This is a genomic window from Aestuariibaculum sediminum (assembly GCF_014596945.1).
GTDB classification, from domain to species: domain Bacteria; phylum Bacteroidota; class Bacteroidia; order Flavobacteriales; family Flavobacteriaceae; genus Aestuariibaculum; species Aestuariibaculum sediminum.
On the sequence record NZ_JACVXB010000004.1, the window covers coordinates 257,556 to 273,859 of the forward strand.

Here is a 16,304-nt window from a genome sequence, read left to right on the forward strand (position 1 = left end):
AATTTAAAAATTAAGGTATAAGTTACGAAAAGCTGATAAATTTTATGCGGTTTATTCTTCTAAAGGAACTTCAATTTTTACATCGTCCCAAGCCATTGTTAAAAATAAGTTGTCCGTAGAATTGTCAAAGGCGATGGTAAATTGTTCAACAACCGAATCTAGATTTTTAACAGGAACTTCAATATTGATAACATCATAATTAGGATCCCACATGGGTTTCATTTCAGAATTCACACCCCAAGAATATTGTTTAGAGTTAAAAATTACCGTCCAAACAGAATCTTTAGGAACAGTCCAAAGTGTATATTTACCTGCAGGCAAGGAAAAAGAGCCTTCATCATGTTTAACACGTAACTCTTTATTAGTTTCAAAAGTTGTGGCTTCATTCGCTCCTGTTCGCCAAACCTGATTGTAAGGCACCAGGGCACCAAAAATATCACGCCCTTTTTTATATGGACGGTTGTAAAACACTTCTAATTCTAAATCATTAAGTTTAAATTCTACTGTATCTTTAGGACTCAGTCGTTTAGCAAATATATTTTCGACGAAAATGCAATAAAGTAGTAAACCTAGGGCAATTATTGATAAAAGAATTAAGACGCGCTTTAAAAAGATATTCATGAATTATATTTTATTACGATACCAAAGATAATTTAAAAAGTAATAATTAATAAAATGCAAACGTACATTTCTTACTTTTTGTTTCATTCATCGAAAAATATTCTTCAATTTTTGCAACACTTTAACTTTTATGTCGTCTTTATAAATGAACTAACTTAAACCTAAAGTCAAAAAAAGCATGTTTCAAGCTGATATCATTGAACAATGCAAACAAAATAATCGAAAGGCACAACTGCAGTTGTACAACCAGTACTGCGATGGTATGTATATTGTTGCCAAACGGTTTTTAAAGGATGCTGAAGACGCTGAGGATGCTGTTCAGGAGGCTTTTATAAAGGCCTTTTCTAAGTTGCATCAGTATAAAGCAGAAGTGACTTTTGGTGCTTGGTTAAAACGTATTGTCGTTAACAAATGTATTGACCTGTTAAAATCTAAAAAACAACAACTTGTTGATTTGGAGGAGGTACATCTAAAAGTGGTCGATACACCACAAGACGACAAATGGTTGGTAGACGATGCGATTACCATTGGCGATGTAAAACAAGCCATAAGTAATTTGCCCGATAAATATCAGTATGTGGTTATGCTTTATTTGATAGAAGGTTACGACCATCAGGAAATTTCAGAAATATTAAATATATCTGAAGTAGCCTCCCGAACACAATTATCAAGAGGAAAAGTGAAATTGCAAGAACAGTTAATACTAAAACAAAATGGCACAAGATCTTAGAGATTTATTTAATAACGAGGAGATTGTTAATGAAACGATGCCAAAAAATCATGAGGCTCGGTTTTTAAAAAAACTTAATGCAGCTCTGCCTAATAATAAACCTAAAAATAACTGGTTTAGCATGGCAGCTAGTGTTATTGTGTTGTTGGGGTTTAGTTTTTTCGCATATAAGTTTTATAATGATAAAGGAACGCCTGTTGAAAGTACGCCACCAATTGTTTCCAATGTTACGCCTAATTCTGTTAAAACTTTAGGAGATGTTTCTCCAGGTTTAAAAAAGGTAGAAGAATATTATTTGGCAAGTATTAACATGGAGTTGGCAAAAATTAAATTTACACCTGAAACCAAAGAATTATTTGATGGTTATGTGAAACAACTAGAGGAACTCGATAATGAATACAATCGACTGTCGGAAGAATTAACTACAAATGGTATTAGTGAATTAACTGTTAATGCACTTATTGATAATCTAAAATTTCGTTTAAATTTACTATATCGTTTAAGAGCACAATTACAAGAATTAAATCCTTCAAAAACATTTGAAGACCAAAATCAATCCATCTAAAAATCAAAAAATGAACAAATCAATTATAAATAAATTACAGATATTTCTCTGTTTTTTCATTGTGGGACACATGTTTTCACAAGAAAAATTAAGTAAACTATCCCAATCTATTAATGTCGATAAAGCGGTTAAAGTAAATTTAAATACCAGTTACACTAATATTATTATCGATACATGGAATAAAGATATTGTTGAGATAGAAGCTTATATTGAAAGTGAAAGATTAAGTCAGGCCGAATTAAAAGAGGCCTTGAAAGATTGGAATGTCGATGTTGACGCCACTACTAATGAGGTAACGATTTCAACAAAAGGTCATGCGCCACATGTGTGGGCATATAAATTAAGCACCAATGACGATGAAGCCTTGCACGCCGTGCTAGAAGAGCTAAAATTTGAATTAGCAGAAATTCCAAATTTTGTTGTTATCCCAGATATACCAGAAATTCCTGCGATTCCAAAGTTACCCGAATTACCGCCACTTCCCGAAGGTATAGGCAAAGTCCATTTTGATTACGAAGCTTATAAAAAAGACGGTGAAAATTATTTAAAAGAATATACTAAGCAATTCGAAAAGACTTTTGGTAAAGATTACGAAAAGAAAATGGAAGAATGGGGGGAAAAGTTTGAAAAAGAATGGGGAGAAAAATATGCTGAACAAATGGAAGCCTGGGGCGATCAGTTAGCCTTAAAAATCGAGCATGAGGTAAGTAAAAGTGATCTTAGTGAGGAACGCCAAGCTATTATTGAAGAGCGTTTACAACATCGTATAGAAGAGCGAAATCGTAGACTTGAAAAGCAAATGAAAGAACGGGAAAAGCATATGCAGGAACGTGAGAAACACATGCAAGAGCGCCAAAAAGAAATGGAGAAACGAGAGCATTTAGCCGAGGAAAGACGGGTTGTAATAGAAAAAATGATTAGTGATAAAAAGGTCTCTGATGTTAAAAAGACGATTATAATTAAGTTGCCTAAAAAAGCCAAGCTAAAAGTGAATGTAAGACATGGTGAAATTGAATTTGCGTCTACCATAAACGATTTAAATGCAAATTTAGAGTACACCAAGTTTAAGGCAAATAGCATTAATGGAAATCATATTTCCATTAATGCTTCTTATTCGCCAGTTACGGTTTCTAATTGGGAATTAGGCGATTTAAATTTAAATTATGTAAAAAAGGCTACCATTGGTACAGTAAATCACCTAGTTGTAAATTCAAATTCCTCGAATGTTATTATTGAAAACTTAGAAGGAAATGCCATCATAAATGGCTCAATTGGTGATTTGAAAATATTAAATATAGGAAATGAGTTTTCAAATTTAAATGTTGTTTTACAAAACAGCGATGCCACTATTGTTTTGCCTAAAGTGGCATATAAACTACAATACACAGGTAATCATTCCCGTTTTAGTCACCCTGAAAAAGAAGATAAAAATAATGTTTCTACATTTTCAACTGGAAGTTTAAGTAGCGGTAAAAATATTATAGTAAATGCTAAATATAGCACTATAGATATGAAGTAGCCACCTAATTAAGACGCCATAATTTCTTCACAAACTTTTATTATGTCCTTCACTGGTGTTTGGTAGTCGAACCAATTAGCATTTTCAGTCTTTTTAAACCAAGTAAGCTGTCGTTTTGCAAATCTTCTGCTATTTTTTTTAATTTCCGAAACAGCAAACTCCAGTTCCCATTCGCCGTTTAAATATTTAAAAATCTCTTTATATCCTACCGTATTAAGTGCATTTAGGTCTTTAAAGGGAAGCAATTGTTTAACCTCATCTAGCAAACCTGTATCCATCATAATATCAACCCTTTTATTAATGCGATTATAAATGATTTCTCTATCGGCTGTTAAGCCTATAGTAATTGTTTTAAATGGTCGTATGTTTTTTGCTTTATTTAAAAATGAAGAGTAGGGCTTACCTGTTCCTTTACATATTTCAAGAGCACGAATAACACGGTGAGGATTGTCTATTGCTATCGCTTTAAATGCCTCAGGGTCTAAATTTTGAAGTTCCTGCTGCAGATGAGCGAGACCTTTGGTTTCTAAGTCTTTGTTTAAAGTTGTTCTAATTTCTGGATCGACATCAGGAAAGTCATCTAAACCTTTCGTAACAGCGTCTACATAGAGTCCTGAGCCACCTACCATAACCACTATGTTATGTGAGTTGTAAAGTTTATTCAAACGGGTTAAAGCATCTTTTTCAAAAGTTCCTACACTATAATTATCTTCAACTGATTTATGATGAATAAAATGATGCTTCGCTGCGCTTAATTCTTTTTTGGATGGAGCTGCCGTGCCAATTTGCATTTCTTTAAAAAATTGTCTAGAGTCGGCAGAAATAATTTCTGTATTAAAATGATTTGCCAATTTAATACTCAAAGCGGTTTTTCCAATGGCCGTTGGCCCTATGATAGAAATTAGAAATTTATTCATTGTTTAATTTATGCCCGCAATGATAACAAAAATCGGCGTCATCTCTATGTTTTTCAGTCGAACAGTTTACACAAACCTGAGTGTTTAAGTGAACTGAAGGTTTTATAGTTTCTCCTTCTTTTTTATCTTTTTTGTTCTGGTTAGTATATTCCGCCGAAACTATTCCTGTTGGTACGGCAATAATGCCATAACCTAAAACCATTACTAAAGACGCTATAAATTGACCTAAAGGTGTCTGAGGAGCAATATCTCCAAAGCCAACGGTAGTAAGAGTTACAATACACCAGTACACACTTTTAGGTATGTTTGTAAAACCGTTTTCTTCACCTTCTACTAAATACATAATGGTTCCCAAAATAATCGCCACAATAAGCACAGCAAATAAAAACACCGATATTTTGGCTTTACTGGCCTTTAATGCGTTAACAAGATTATTGGAGGCTCCTAAATAGCGTGCAAGTTTTAAAATTCGGAACATGCGTAACAATCGTAATGCTCTTAACGCCGCTAGTGCATGAACCCCACCAACGATTAAAGAAATATACTTTGGGATAGTCGATAAAAAATCGATAATACCATAAAAACTAAAAATGTATTTGAAAGGTTTTTTTACTGTTACTATTCGTGCTATATATTCAATACTGAACATTATTGTAATAATCCATTCTGAAATATTTAAAATATTATGGTACTTCTCGTCGAATGATTTTATGCTTTCCAGCATGACAAGTACAATACTGGCAAGTATAACAATAAGTAAAACCACATCGAACATTTTTCCTGCCGGGGTATCGGCCTCGTAAATAATTTCATGAAGTTTTGATCGCCAGTTTTTGTCTTGTGGTTTTTCCATATTCTCAAAAATAAGAAAAGATTAGCTATTGGGCTTTAATACAAAAATTGAGTTTTGTTGAATATCGACCAATTTCTTAAAAATTTCCTTTAAGTAAGGATAATATTCCGATGGGTAAATAGGTGAATTTAAACTGAATTTTAATAATAATTGTATCGAATTATCAGCATATACAGATGAAAATTTAAGCAGTCCTTCTCCATTTGGTAATGCAATATTTATATCCTCTGGTTTTTCTAATAAACTGTAATTTTCTCCTAAATTTATTTTAAACTGGTATATGTAGTTTTGTTTAAAACCAAAATCAATAGGGTAGCTTCGTTCTTGTAATTTAAAAGGGTTTTCTTTCGTGAATTTATCTAAAAAAGGATTTAGATAAATAACCCCATTGATTTTATCAGTATGGTAATTAACATCGTAAGATTCCTGAAAAAATGTGGAATTTTTAGCTTTTGTTAATGCTTTATAATTAGTTAATTCAACTTGAGGAAGTGTACTTTCTAAAGTCTCAATATAATTACTTTCATTCGAAAAATAGTGTTCTTTTAAAGGGAGACCAAAATATCCTGTGGCCCTTTTTTTTATAGTTCCAGTTATTTGGTTATTCTCATTAATAATTAAATGTGTGTCAATCATAGAAAACGACTTACTCATAGGCTCTATGTTTATCCATGAACTTCCGTTTTCAAAATCTAAAAGCCGGCCTTTGTTATTTAAGCATCGATATGGAATTTGCCCAAACGCAAGGTATTTTCCTGTAGCATCTAAAAAATAGGACTTCCCATTTATATTGGTTTGGATCATTAAATAATTAAACTCAGATATAACCGGAAAAATCTCAGTGATAAAGCCATTGTTTCTGGTCGATAAAATTACGGGTTTAACATCGATATTTGATGCTTTCATTAAATTGTGCAGTAATATATTTATAGAACTAACATTACCCGTTTTTTCCTCTATTAAGTCTTTAACCGATAAATCGTCGTTGTAAATACTGTATTTGCCGTTCCAAGTGTAATTATTTTGAACGAAAGCATAAATGCCTTTTGCTTTTTTTAATTGTTGTGTTTCATTTATTATAGAATCGGGTAGAAATTCATGAACGTCTAAAGATTTTGTTAATTGCCTCCCAATACTTTTTTCCTTTTTCAATTCAGTATCAACGGTTTCCCATGTTTTAGCGTAATTATTTTTCATTCCGTTAAAATCCTGAAAGGTTTTTAATTCATATTCTATACGCGCCAAATAGTTGCTTTTGGTGGTCATGTATTCTTCCTCTGTAAATGCCGGGATATCTTTCATAACGTACTTAGCGATTAAGCAGTCGGCTGCACCTCCATTGTATGTTGTAAGACAATTGTCAATTTTTTTAGATTCATTAACACTCAATTTCTTGCCACCAATTAGTTTAATATGATAATGCCAGTTCGCAGGGATACTTGTATTGTATTCACTATAAAGTTTAGGAATGTCACTCTGAAAATCCCAGGGTTGATAGTTAAACATAAAAGGAAGTGATAGCTCATATGAATAAGTAATTACAGAACCTTCTTTAATGTTAGGCAAAGCGAATTTCACGAGCTTGTAGTGTTCGTTATAATCCTCTTCATGAATATCTTTTCTGCTTAATTTGGATACGACCATCTTACCATTTTCGAGATTATATGTTTTGGCTTCTATTTTATTAACAGATTCACTGTTTTTATCATTATGGTATAAAGGGATTTCAATGGTTGCCTGGTTAAAAGCTTCACGATTTAAAATTTTAAGTTTGCATATTACTTCACTTTTTAGTTTAAAATCTTCAGGATCTACGTAACTGTTTCCTTTTTCATATATCACAAAGGCATTGGCTACTGAGTCTTTGGAGAATGTGTTCGATGTTATCTCTTCAGGTTTTACATCAAAGGTGTAAGAATGGTATTTTTCTTGAGAGTAAACTGTTAGGTTTAAAAGAAAAATAAAGGCCGTAAAAAATCTTGTCATTAGTTTATAAAAGGAAATGTTCGTTCGAAGTAAAAGTAAGAAATCATAACTGTTTTTTTTAACAATGTTCGAATTTTCCACAAGGTCTATTACTTTATGATGAAATTCTTTAATTGATGAATAGTCCTGTGGCTAATAACTACTTTTGTTAAAGTTGATTTAAAAAAAAATGGTTACCGTATTATAATAGTCTTGTCTAACAAAGTGAGAGTTTTTTATTTGCTGAAGGGGTAATTAAGCAATTATTTTTTCAGGAGTACTTTTAATTATACACGAACCGCTTAAATTAATTGTATTAAAACAAAATTGTTTTTGTCTTTTTGTTTTTGCGAAGGTAACTTTGGATAATATGTTGTGTATCTCTATTATTTTGCATTGGTGTAATAATAGATTGTAGAATTTCGATATTATTAATTTGATAATTTAAATTGAAAAAACCTATACCTTTAAAAATGCCATTTTCAATTAAAATAGCACTACGTTCATCGATATCTCGCCCGCGATCGATGATGACCATATTTTGGTTTGAAAAACTGTTTTTGGTAATCAGGGCAGAAACTCTTTGGTTATAGTCTTCGGGTGATTCTTCCCCTATACAAGCACCATGACAGAGTTTTATATCGTAATTAAAGCAGCTGGTTTTGGTTTGGTACAATCCCGTTAACTTTTGGCAAAGATTGTATTCTTCAATAGCACGCGAGATAAAACTTTTACCACTATCGCGATTACTAAAGGTGGTAATAGGTTTTTTACGACCATCGGCTATATCAATTTTTAAATTTAGATAACCATTCTTGTCTTTAAAACTGTACAGAGCGTGTGTGAAACGCGTGCGACGAAGCGCTCTGTTAAATTTAGGTTTGATGGTTTTAATGGCTTCGCTTTCTTTTAATAAAGCTACAAGCTCACTTCCTGTTGTTTCGTAAGTAACAGAATCGACAAGATTTTGTATTTGTTTGGATTTTCTGTTTGTATTTGTAAAATGCTGATTAATACGTTTTTTTATATTGTTACTCTTCCCTATGTAAATAATTTCTCCATCCGCTTTATGGATATAGTATACACCGGTTTTGGATGGTAAATCGGCTAATATATCTATGTGGCGAGGTTCTAGCTGGTGTTTTGGGTTGAGTTTAATAGATTCCTGAATAATACGTTTGGAGCTGTCTTTATCTAACAGGAGTTTAAATAATTTTAAGGTAGCCAAAGCGTCTCCAGAGGCTCTATGCCGATCACTTACAGGAATTCCTAAAGAACGCACCAATTTCCCTAAACTGTATGAGGGCTGATCAGGAATAAGGTTTTTAGATAGTTCAACGGTGCACAATGAGGGACGAATATAATCGAAACCAAGTCGCCTAAATTCGGTACAAAGTATTCGGTAATCAAATTGAGCGTTATGAGCCACAAGAATACAATCTTCGGTTATTTCGACGATACGCTTGGCAACTTCGTAAAATTTGGGTGCATGGCGCAACATGTTACTGTTAATACCAGTAAGGTTAACTACAAAAGGTTGAATTTCTCGTTCGGGATTAACAAGGCTAATAAACTGATCAACCAATTCGTGTCCATCATATTTGTAAATAGCAATTTCGGTAATACCTTCTTCATTGTATTTACCTCCAGTAGTTTCTATGTCTAAAATTGCGTACAAACAGTCTTGTTAATGCGTTTAAAAGTTTATTTGTTTAGGCTACTAATGGTTTAAGTGTATATTAAACATAATTTCGCTCCCCAAATATACTACTTCCAACGCGAATCATGGTACTTCCACAATCAATTGCCAATTTATAATCGCCGCTCATGCCCATACTAATAGTTTCCAATTTACAATTTAAAGTTTCTATTGTCTTTAAATTCTCAAAAGTGTCTTTTAATTGATTAAATTCCTGTTTTATTTGATTTTCATTATCAGTAAAAGTGGCCATACCCATAAGGCCTACAATTTTGATGTTTTTCAATTCAGAAAATGCTTCAGATTTTAAAATATCTGTGGCTTCGTTTGCAGTCATTCCAAATTTACTGTCTTCAGCAGCAATTTTTATTTGAAGCAAACAATTGATAACACGTCGGTAACGCAACGCATGTTTATTAATTTCTTTTAAAAGTTTAAAATTATCTACGCCATGTATTAGACTTACGAAAGCGGCCATATATTTTACTTTATTTCGTTGTACATGTCCAATCATATGCCACTCTATGTCTTTTGGCATGCTCTCGTATTTTTCAGCCATTTCCTGTATCTTATTTTCACCAAAAACACGATGTCCAGCTTGGTATGCTTCCATGATGTCGGTAGTAGGTTTCGTTTTAGAGACGGCAACTAATGTGACATGTTCGGGCAACTGTGATTTTATTTCTAAAAGATTATTTTGAATAGACATGTTATATATTAAACTTTTAATCTGTTAAGTTTATTTTTTATTTATGAAATTGAAAATTGTGCTGCAATTTTCTCAGCTTTTCGACTTTCGGAATAATCGTAAAAGCCTTCACCGGATTTTACACCAAGTTTTCCCGCACGAACCATATTAACCAATAAAGGGCATGGTGCATATTTTGGGTTTTTAAAACCGTCGTACATCACATTTAGAATGGATAAGCATACATCTAAGCCAATAAAATCGGCTAATTGTAATGGTCCCATAGGGTGTGCCATACCCAGTTTCATAACGGTATCAATTTCATAAACCCCAGCAACACCGTTATATAATGTTTCGATAGATTCATTAAGCATTGGCATTAAAATGCGATTGGCCACAAACCCAGGGTAATCGTTAACTTCAACAGGAGTTTTGCCTATAGTTTCAGAAAGACTCATTATGGTTTGGCTTACTGCATCACTGGTGTTGTATCCACGAATAACTTCAACAAGCTTCATAATGGGTACAGGGTTCATAAAATGCATTCCTATAACTTTATCAGCTCTTTGAGTTTCTGCAGCAATTTCCGTTATTGAAATTGAAGATGTATTTGTTGCTAAAATTGTATGTTCGGCACAAGTTTCGTCTAACTGCTTGAAAATTTTAAGTTTTAAATCAATATTTTCAGTAGCAGCTTCAACAACCAAATCGATATTTTTAACACCCTCAGATAATTCTACATAAGTGTTTATATTTTCTAATGTTGCAGACTTATCCGACTCAGTAATCACTTCTTTAGTAATCATTCGGTCAAGATTCTTTGTAATGGTAGCCAAACCATTCTGCAACGAATGCTCGTTAATGTCAATGAGGTTTACATGAAACCCTTTTTGAGCAAAAGTATGAGCGATGCCATTACCCATTGTACCGGCACCTATGACTGCAATATTTTTCATTTTAAAACTTGTTTTATTTTTTAAAAAGCAAATAGTTTGATGGTTTAGTATCAAACTATTTGTATTCTATGGTTTTAAAGGTGTTTTTAGAATATTAAAAACAATTGATAATTTGCGTAGCTACGCGCAGCGCTTCGGTGCCGTCATGTAATGTAACAACCGGAGCTTGATTATTATTTATGGCATATGCAAAAGCATTTAGTTCGTCTAATATAGAATTGTTACTTTCTACTGGTGGATTATCGAAATATATTTGCTTTTTTTCTCCTTCAGCATTTTGAAGAATCATGTCGAAATCACCTGGCTGCTCGGGTGCATTTTTCATTTTAACAACTTCACATTTCTTTTCGAGAAAATCGACCGAAATGTAAGCGTCTTTTTGAAAAAAACGTGCTTTACGCATTTTTTTTAAGGAAATACGGCTAGCGGTTAAATTAGCTACACAACCATTTTCGAACTCGATTCTTGCATTGGCGATATCCGGAGAATTACTAATTACAGCAACGCCACTTGCACTTATATGTTTTACTTTAGATTTTACAACGCTTAAAATGATGTCAATATCATGAATCATTAAATCTAATACCACAGGTACATCAGTCCCTCTAGGATTAAATTCTGCTAGGCGATGCGATTCGATAAACATAGGGGCTTTTATGTCGTCTTTTACAGCTAAAAAAGCTGGGTTAAAACGCTCTACATGACCAACCTGCCCGCGCAGTTTATGTTCGGCTAAAAGTTGTCTGATATGCTCCGCTTCTTCAACAGTATTAGTTATCGGTTTTTCAATAAAAATATGTTTTCCTTTAGCAATGGCTTGTTTAGCGCAATCGTAATGCGAAAGTGTAGGGGTTACAATATCCACCATATCTACAGCATCGATTAGCGACTCTACCGAATTGAAAAATTTATACCCAAATTCGGCTTCCACTTTTTTACCATTTTCCTCATTGGCATCATAAAATCCAACGAGTTCATATTTATCTGATTGATTTAGAAGTTTTAAATGTATTTTTCCGAGGTGGCCTGCACCAAGTACACCAGCTTTTAGCATAATTATTATAGGTTTTGAACAAAAATAAGATATTTAAAGTATGATTGTCATTATTCCTTACGAATTTTTTTGAGGGCATAGATGTGCTATAAAATGTTAAAAAATTGTTTCCAGTTTTAAATGTTTAACTAATTTTAGCCTTTACTAACACCAACTAATATTGAAAGATACTTTTAAACATAAGGGATTACGCCAGCAACTGGTTAACGTGTTAATAGAGAAAGGCATAAAAAGTGAGCCAGTATTAAAAGCTATTGGGAAAATTCCAAGACACCTTTTTATGGATTCGGGCTTTTTGGATCATGCCTATCAAGATAAGGCGTTTCCTATTGCAGCCGATCAAACCATTTCACAACCTTATACCGTTGCTTTTCAAACAGAATTGCTCGATGTTTATCCAGAGGATAAAGTTTTGGAAATAGGAACGGGGAGTGGTTATCAAACTGCGGTATTGTTAGAGTTAGGCGCGCGAGTTTACTCGATAGAGCGTCAGCAGGAATTATTTAAAAAAACCAGTAAGTTTTTACCACAACTGGGGTATCGAGCTAAAAGTTTTATTTTTGGTGATGGCTATAAAGGTTTGCCGCAAGAAGCTCCTTTTGATAGTATTATTGTTACCGCTGGAGCGCCTTATGTGCCCAAAGCACTTTTAAGTCAGTTAAAAGTGGGAGGTAGGTTGGTTATCCCTGTTGGAGATCAAGTTCAAATTATGAATTTATTTATTAGAAAAGGGCCTAAGGAATTTGAACAGCATGAGTTTGGAGAATTTCGATTCGTTCCTTTGCTAGAAGATAAAAATTAATCCCAAACAAATTTCCAGTTCCCGTCTTTTTGGCGTTTCCAAACGGTATGAAAAATTCCTTTGGTAATAGTATCATTACCAAAGGAATTTTTATAGGTAAATGTATATGTTCCGTACGTATAACCCATGTCTCCTGATGAAGCAACATCTACAAAATCGGGCTTCCATTTAAGACCTTTAGAATTAGAGTTTTTCATATATTCCCTAATTTCATCCTTGCCCTTTATGAGATTATTACTGCGTAAAAGCACACCATCATCAGCAACAAAATGTAAGAAGGCTACCTTCATACCATCCTTTTGAGCCATTTCAGAGAATTGTTTTTCACTCTGAGTAATTTCGCTTTTCCAAAGTTCAATTTGCTCTGCTGAAGACGCTGCTTTTTGATTACAAGCTGAAAAACTTAAAGTGAAAATAAGTATGGCTATTAATGGTTTCATAATGTTAATTATTAATGACTCATCACCTTTTTTAATTTCTTATGTCCTCCAACTATGGGCAACGTAAGTTGAGTATTATCTAAGTCAATAGTAAGTTCAGTACCAGGTTTAGGATGTAGGGTAAATTCTTTATCGCTGCAAAAAATCATCAAGCCAATGTGTTGCCCAGCTTTTATTATTTGGTCGTCTGGCATTAAATCGAATGACACAGTATAATATTTTCCTGGTTCTAATGGAGTACTCTCACTTATCGATTTATGGTTTTGCGGGTCGGCCCAGCCTCGAGTAATAATATTATCGGTAATGTTTACTTTGCCTTCATCCCAAGGAAGTGATACTAGCCAAACAGATAAATTTGCAGCTGGCTTATTGCTTGCTAAGGTAACTGTAATGTTAGGAACTCCAGATATATGTAAATCTTCGTTAAGTTTAGGGGTAACATATAAAAGGCGATGCTTTGAATTTACCGAAGTAACTAACGACTTTCCGTCGAAATTCACATTATCTATTAAGGTTTCTTTACCTTGTTTTTTCATTGATTTAGCGGATAATTCTCCATTGTCTGGATTACCGTTGCCCAAATAAAATGTCACGGGTTTGGCATCTGGATTTGGAAAATCGGCATAAGGTGTCGGGTTACTTGGATTATCATTTTCACGCACAATCCAAGCTTTGTTTGTTTCTTTTTCAACACCGTTATCAATTCCAAACAAATAATGTGTAAACCATTTATTCATCATATCAAGTGGGGGAGGACCTCCATGTCCGAATTGATGATAATAAATTTGTGTGTTTAAGCCCATGTCTTTAGCTTTTTTATAAATTCTATAACTGTGTTCCGGCATAACGTTCCAGTCATTAAAGCCATGCGACATAAGGAGCGCCGCATGCATAGAGTCCATATCATTCAGATAATCTCTGCTTGCCCAGAATGCATTGTAATCACCAGTAATTCTATCTTGATTTTTTCTTAGGATTGAATCTCTAACAAATTGATTGTTATATGAGCGTTTTGATTCGTCACCACTATGAATAAATTCATATAAAACATCAATATCTTCTCCTAAATATCCACCAGGAGACCTTACTAGTCCATTGGAACGGTAATAATGATAGTACGATGTATTTGGCGCTACTGGTATAATTACCTCTAAACCTTCAACACCTGTGGTGGCGGCGGCAAGAGGAATAGTTCCGTTATATGATGTGCCTGTCATGCCAACTTTGCCGGTGGTCCAATATGCTTCAACCGTTTCCGATCCGTAAGGTTCAGTATATCCTTTGGCTCGACCATTAAGCCAGTCGATAACCGCTTTTGGAGCTAAAGATTCATTATCACCTCCTACAGTTGGCGCCCCTTGCGAAAAGCCTGTTCCAGGAGACGAAGAATGTACTACAATATAACCTCTTGGAACCCATTTTTTAACTTGGGAGTTTGATATTATTGGACGTTGGCCAATTCTAGTTACTTCAGGATGCACATGATCTTTAGGGGTCTCACCTAATTCATGGTTTACATCCCAAAAAACACCTTTAATGTTAGGAGCAACTCCTGCATAATAAGGGCTAGATTCATAGATCACAGGAAGTTTCAGTCCGTCGGTTTCTGTTTGATAAGGACGAGTAACATCCACGTGCATTCGGTCTAATTTGCCGTCACCATCGGTGTCAAAATTGGTTTCAACCCATAAATCATGACGAATCCATTTTTCAGGATCGTTAAAAGCTTCGACAATTTGTGCTTGTCCATATTTAAAAACAGGTTTTCCATTTTGACTTGTAGCTAAAAATGTAGAAAAAAAAATGCTCATTAATATTATTACAGAGCATCTTTTAAAAGCGTTTAATAAAAACATAAATTAAGATTTTTGTTTAGGTAAGTATGTTCTTGGTATTGGTGTTCGACGGGTTTCGTTTGCCCAGTAAATATTAATTATCCACCAACGTTTACCATCATTGTATAATTGTATACTGTTTATGCCTCTCATAAAAGGCTCCTCATCGTCTTTATTTTTGTAGGAAGCATAGGTACTAAAAACCTGTGACATATTTCCAAAAGTATTTGATGTGCGATGAATTTCACGCTCATGGAATCCATTTTCAACCATCCACTTACCTGCATTTTTTATGTAATCGCCTGGACTCATATAGTTTACTTGGGCTTGGCGTTCTATATTTTTACCAGAAGCAATTAATTTTGCATTAGGATAGAAAAGAAACTTAAATAATTTCCAGTCACGTTCTTCGTCTTTATCACCAGAAACAACATCGTATAAGGTTCGAACAATGTTGTCTATGGTTTGTACGTTTTGCGTGTAGTCAGGCTCTTGTTTTTCTTCTTCATTAACGCCATCTTGGGCAAAGACTGTAAAAGTTAAAGTGTTTAAAAAGGCAATAAAAAGCAGTTTTTTCATTTTATAATTCTTGTGAAATTTAAAGTTAAATATAGTAGATTAGAATTAAAATGGATGTTAAACGCCTCATAAATAATAAGGATAAGGCATTTTATAATTTTTACTTGTAAGCTTTTTTTATTCTATCTAAGTTGCGCTTATTATCCCTATCCTTGATAGTTTCTCTTTTGTCGAATAGCTTTTTTCCTCGGGCTAACGCAATGTCCATTTTAGCAAAACCTCTATCATTAATAAAGAGACGAAGAGGAACAATGGTAAGTCCGGTGCTTTGAACTTCTTTTTGAAGTTTTTTTAATTCCCGTTTGTTTAAAAGCAGCTTTCTTTCAGCCTTAGGTCTATGATTGTAGTAATTACCAAATGCATACTCTTCAATAGTCATATTAATCACAAAAAGCTCCCCACGATCGTTAAATTCGCAAAAACTTTCTGCAATGGAAGCTTTACTACTTCTTATAGATTTAATCTCGGTCCCTGTAAGCACAATTCCAGCAGTATATTTGTCTAAAATTTCGTAAAGGAATCGGGCTTTCTTGTTCTGTATGTTAATTTTATTCTGCATGACGCACAAAACTACATAAATTTATGTTGCGACGTTTTAATTTTTTTACACAAATTTGCAAAGTAAAGTACTCAAACAAAAATGTATTTTGAAGACTAAAAAACTTAAAAAATACTTGATTTAAACAAAAGACTATCTGGTAATTTTACATTGTAAATCACTAGCATGATTGGAAAATTGTTTACTAAAAGCCTTAGGCATTCATTGTAAAACCAACTTTTAACGTGACTTGCCAAATGGCTACTTGGCCGTCTTCAATATTACCTCGAGTTTCTACAACCTCAAACCATCTCAAATTATGAATCGATTTTGAAGCTTTCTCTAAAGCATTTTGTATCGCATCATCGCTCGATTGATTAGATGTGCCTACAATTTCTATAATTTTATAAATATGTGCATCCATGGGAATAAATATGTTATGTTTATTCATTTAAGATACGAAAAATGCACGATTTAATTAAATTAGATAAGTATTAATACTTAATTTCATTTAAAATTACTTAATAAAAACTGATAAAAACT

General features: G+C 33.6%; 16 protein-coding genes and 2 pseudogenes. 4 read left to right on the forward strand and 14 right to left on the reverse strand.

Translation table 11 applies throughout. From position 1 onward, the window contains the following. Positions 1 to 51 precede the first annotated feature (51 nt). A complete protein-coding gene (locus ICJ83_RS11145) occupies positions 52 to 621 on the reverse strand; it encodes a DUF2911 domain-containing protein (protein WP_188230474.1) in 570 nt (189 codons plus the stop codon). Between the two features lie 178 nt (positions 622 to 799). Here ICJ83_RS11145 and ICJ83_RS11150 point away from each other — a divergent pair, with 178 nt between their 5' ends. The 3 genes from ICJ83_RS11150 to ICJ83_RS11160 are packed head-to-tail and all read left to right on the forward strand — an operon-like array spanning position 800 to position 3,435. Continuing rightward, positions 800 to 1,351, forward strand: a complete 552-nt coding sequence (locus tag ICJ83_RS11150; protein WP_188230475.1) for an RNA polymerase sigma factor — start codon at positions 800 to 802, stop codon at positions 1,349 to 1,351. Continuing rightward, a complete protein-coding gene (locus ICJ83_RS11155) occupies positions 1,335 to 1,916 on the forward strand; it encodes a hypothetical protein (RefSeq protein WP_188230476.1) in 582 nt (193 codons plus the stop codon). Before ICJ83_RS11150 ends, ICJ83_RS11155 begins: the two co-directional genes overlap by 17 nt. Before the next feature lie 10 nt (positions 1,917 to 1,926). Next, positions 1,927 to 3,435, forward strand: coding sequence for a DUF4097 family beta strand repeat-containing protein (locus tag ICJ83_RS11160; protein ID WP_188230477.1), 1,509 nt, complete (start codon positions 1,927 to 1,929; stop codon positions 3,433 to 3,435). Positions 3,436 to 3,443: 8 nt separating this feature from the next. On the opposite strand, the gene miaA is transcribed toward ICJ83_RS11160, so the two are convergent. The 8 genes and pseudogenes from miaA to ICJ83_RS11195 all read right to left on the reverse strand — a co-directional run bounded on the left by miaA (position 3,444) and on the right by ICJ83_RS11195 (position 11,567). Next, positions 3,444 to 4,352 carry a tRNA (adenosine(37)-N6)-dimethylallyltransferase MiaA gene (gene miaA, locus ICJ83_RS11165; RefSeq protein WP_188230478.1) on the reverse strand — a complete coding sequence of 303 codons (909 nt, stop codon included), beginning with the start codon at positions 4,350 to 4,352 and terminating at the stop codon, positions 3,444 to 3,446. Further along, on the reverse strand, positions 4,345 to 5,205 hold the full coding sequence (locus ICJ83_RS11170; protein WP_188230479.1) for an ion transporter: 861 nt from the start codon (positions 5,203 to 5,205) through the stop codon (positions 4,345 to 4,347). The genes miaA and ICJ83_RS11170 overlap by 8 nt, the downstream gene beginning before the upstream one ends. A 21-nt stretch (positions 5,206 to 5,226) precedes the next feature. Beyond that, positions 5,227 to 7,191 carry a DUF3857 domain-containing protein gene (locus tag ICJ83_RS11175; protein ID WP_188230480.1) on the reverse strand — a complete coding sequence of 655 codons (1,965 nt, stop codon included), beginning with the start codon at positions 7,189 to 7,191 and terminating at the stop codon, positions 5,227 to 5,229. A 436-nt stretch (positions 7,192 to 7,627) separates the two neighbouring features. Then, positions 7,628 to 7,750, reverse strand: a pseudogene (locus ICJ83_RS17165) (exonuclease domain-containing protein); the annotation flags it as partial. A 303-nt stretch (positions 7,751 to 8,053) separates the two neighbouring features. Next, positions 8,054 to 8,848: pseudogene (locus ICJ83_RS17170) on the reverse strand (exonuclease domain-containing protein); the annotation flags it as partial. 61 nt (positions 8,849 to 8,909) lie between these two features. Then, positions 8,910 to 9,578, reverse strand: coding sequence for a YggS family pyridoxal phosphate-dependent enzyme (locus ICJ83_RS11185; RefSeq protein WP_188230482.1), 669 nt, complete (start codon positions 9,576 to 9,578; stop codon positions 8,910 to 8,912). A gap of 41 nt (positions 9,579 to 9,619) precedes the next feature. Then, complete coding sequence (locus tag ICJ83_RS11190) at positions 9,620 to 10,513, reverse strand: 3-hydroxybutyryl-CoA dehydrogenase (RefSeq protein ID WP_188230483.1); 894 nt, start codon at positions 10,511 to 10,513, stop codon at positions 9,620 to 9,622. A gap of 94 nt (positions 10,514 to 10,607) precedes the next feature. Then, positions 10,608 to 11,567, reverse strand: coding sequence for a Gfo/Idh/MocA family protein (locus tag ICJ83_RS11195; RefSeq protein WP_188230484.1), 960 nt, complete (start codon positions 11,565 to 11,567; stop codon positions 10,608 to 10,610). A gap of 160 nt (positions 11,568 to 11,727) precedes the next feature. Here ICJ83_RS11195 and ICJ83_RS11200 point away from each other — a divergent pair, with 160 nt between their 5' ends. Further along, positions 11,728 to 12,369 carry a protein-L-isoaspartate(D-aspartate) O-methyltransferase gene (locus ICJ83_RS11200; RefSeq protein ID WP_188230485.1) on the forward strand — a complete coding sequence of 214 codons (642 nt, stop codon included), beginning with the start codon at positions 11,728 to 11,730 and terminating at the stop codon, positions 12,367 to 12,369. Here the strand turns inward: ICJ83_RS11200 and ICJ83_RS11205 are convergent. The 5 genes from ICJ83_RS11205 to ICJ83_RS11225 all read right to left on the reverse strand — a co-directional run bounded on the left by ICJ83_RS11205 (position 12,366) and on the right by ICJ83_RS11225 (position 16,185). Then, positions 12,366 to 12,809, reverse strand: coding sequence for a YybH family protein (locus tag ICJ83_RS11205; protein ID WP_188230486.1), 444 nt, complete (start codon positions 12,807 to 12,809; stop codon positions 12,366 to 12,368). The genes ICJ83_RS11200 and ICJ83_RS11205 overlap by 4 nt on opposite strands. Before the next feature lie 11 nt (positions 12,810 to 12,820). After that, a complete protein-coding gene (locus ICJ83_RS11210; protein ID WP_223154743.1) occupies positions 12,821 to 14,620 on the reverse strand; it encodes a Xaa-Pro dipeptidyl-peptidase in 1,800 nt (599 codons plus the stop codon). A gap of 48 nt (positions 14,621 to 14,668) precedes the next feature. Further along, positions 14,669 to 15,223, reverse strand: a complete 555-nt coding sequence (locus ICJ83_RS11215; protein WP_188230488.1) for a hypothetical protein — start codon at positions 15,221 to 15,223, stop codon at positions 14,669 to 14,671. A gap of 100 nt (positions 15,224 to 15,323) precedes the next feature. Then, entirely contained in the window at positions 15,324 to 15,782 is a 459-nt protein-coding gene (smpB, locus tag ICJ83_RS11220; RefSeq protein ID WP_188230489.1) for an SsrA-binding protein SmpB, read from the reverse strand. A 193-nt stretch (positions 15,783 to 15,975) separates the two neighbouring features. After that, positions 15,976 to 16,185 carry a dodecin gene (locus ICJ83_RS11225; protein ID WP_188230490.1) on the reverse strand — a complete coding sequence of 70 codons (210 nt, stop codon included), beginning with the start codon at positions 16,183 to 16,185 and terminating at the stop codon, positions 15,976 to 15,978. Between the last annotated feature and the right edge of the window lie 119 nt (positions 16,186 to 16,304).

Coding starts and splice junctions, on each gene's coding strand:
- ICJ83_RS11175 (WP_188230480.1), bottom strand. CDS start 7,191: ATGACAAGATTTTTTACGGCCTTTATTTTTCTTTTAAACCTAACAGTT.
- ICJ83_RS11155 (WP_188230476.1), top strand. CDS start 1,335: ATGGCACAAGATCTTAGAGATTTATTTAATAACGAGGAGATTGTTAAT.
- miaA (WP_188230478.1), bottom strand. CDS start 4,352: ATGAATAAATTTCTAATTTCTATCATAGGGCCAACGGCCATTGGAAAA.
- ICJ83_RS11215 (WP_188230488.1), bottom strand. CDS start 15,223: ATGAAAAAACTGCTTTTTATTGCCTTTTTAAACACTTTAACTTTTACA.
- ICJ83_RS11185 (WP_188230482.1), bottom strand. CDS start 9,578: ATGTCTATTCAAAATAATCTTTTAGAAATAAAATCACAGTTGCCCGAA.
- smpB (WP_188230489.1), bottom strand. CDS start 15,782: ATGCAGAATAAAATTAACATACAGAACAAGAAAGCCCGATTCCTTTAC.
- ICJ83_RS11225 (WP_188230490.1), bottom strand. CDS start 16,185: ATGGATGCACATATTTATAAAATTATAGAAATTGTAGGCACATCTAAT.
- ICJ83_RS11160 (WP_188230477.1), top strand. CDS start 1,927: ATGAACAAATCAATTATAAATAAATTACAGATATTTCTCTGTTTTTTC.
- ICJ83_RS11205 (WP_188230486.1), bottom strand. CDS start 12,809: ATGAAACCATTAATAGCCATACTTATTTTCACTTTAAGTTTTTCAGCT.
- ICJ83_RS11195 (WP_188230484.1), bottom strand. CDS start 11,567: ATGCTAAAAGCTGGTGTACTTGGTGCAGGCCACCTCGGAAAAATACAT.
- ICJ83_RS11145 (WP_188230474.1), bottom strand. CDS start 621: ATGAATATCTTTTTAAAGCGCGTCTTAATTCTTTTATCAATAATTGCC.
- ICJ83_RS11170 (WP_188230479.1), bottom strand. CDS start 5,205: ATGGAAAAACCACAAGACAAAAACTGGCGATCAAAACTTCATGAAATT.
- ICJ83_RS11210 (WP_223154743.1), bottom strand. CDS start 14,620: ATGAGCATTTTTTTTTCTACATTTTTAGCTACAAGTCAAAATGGAAAA.
- ICJ83_RS11190 (WP_188230483.1), bottom strand. CDS start 10,513: ATGAAAAATATTGCAGTCATAGGTGCCGGTACAATGGGTAATGGCATC.
- ICJ83_RS11150 (WP_188230475.1), top strand. CDS start 800: ATGTTTCAAGCTGATATCATTGAACAATGCAAACAAAATAATCGAAAG.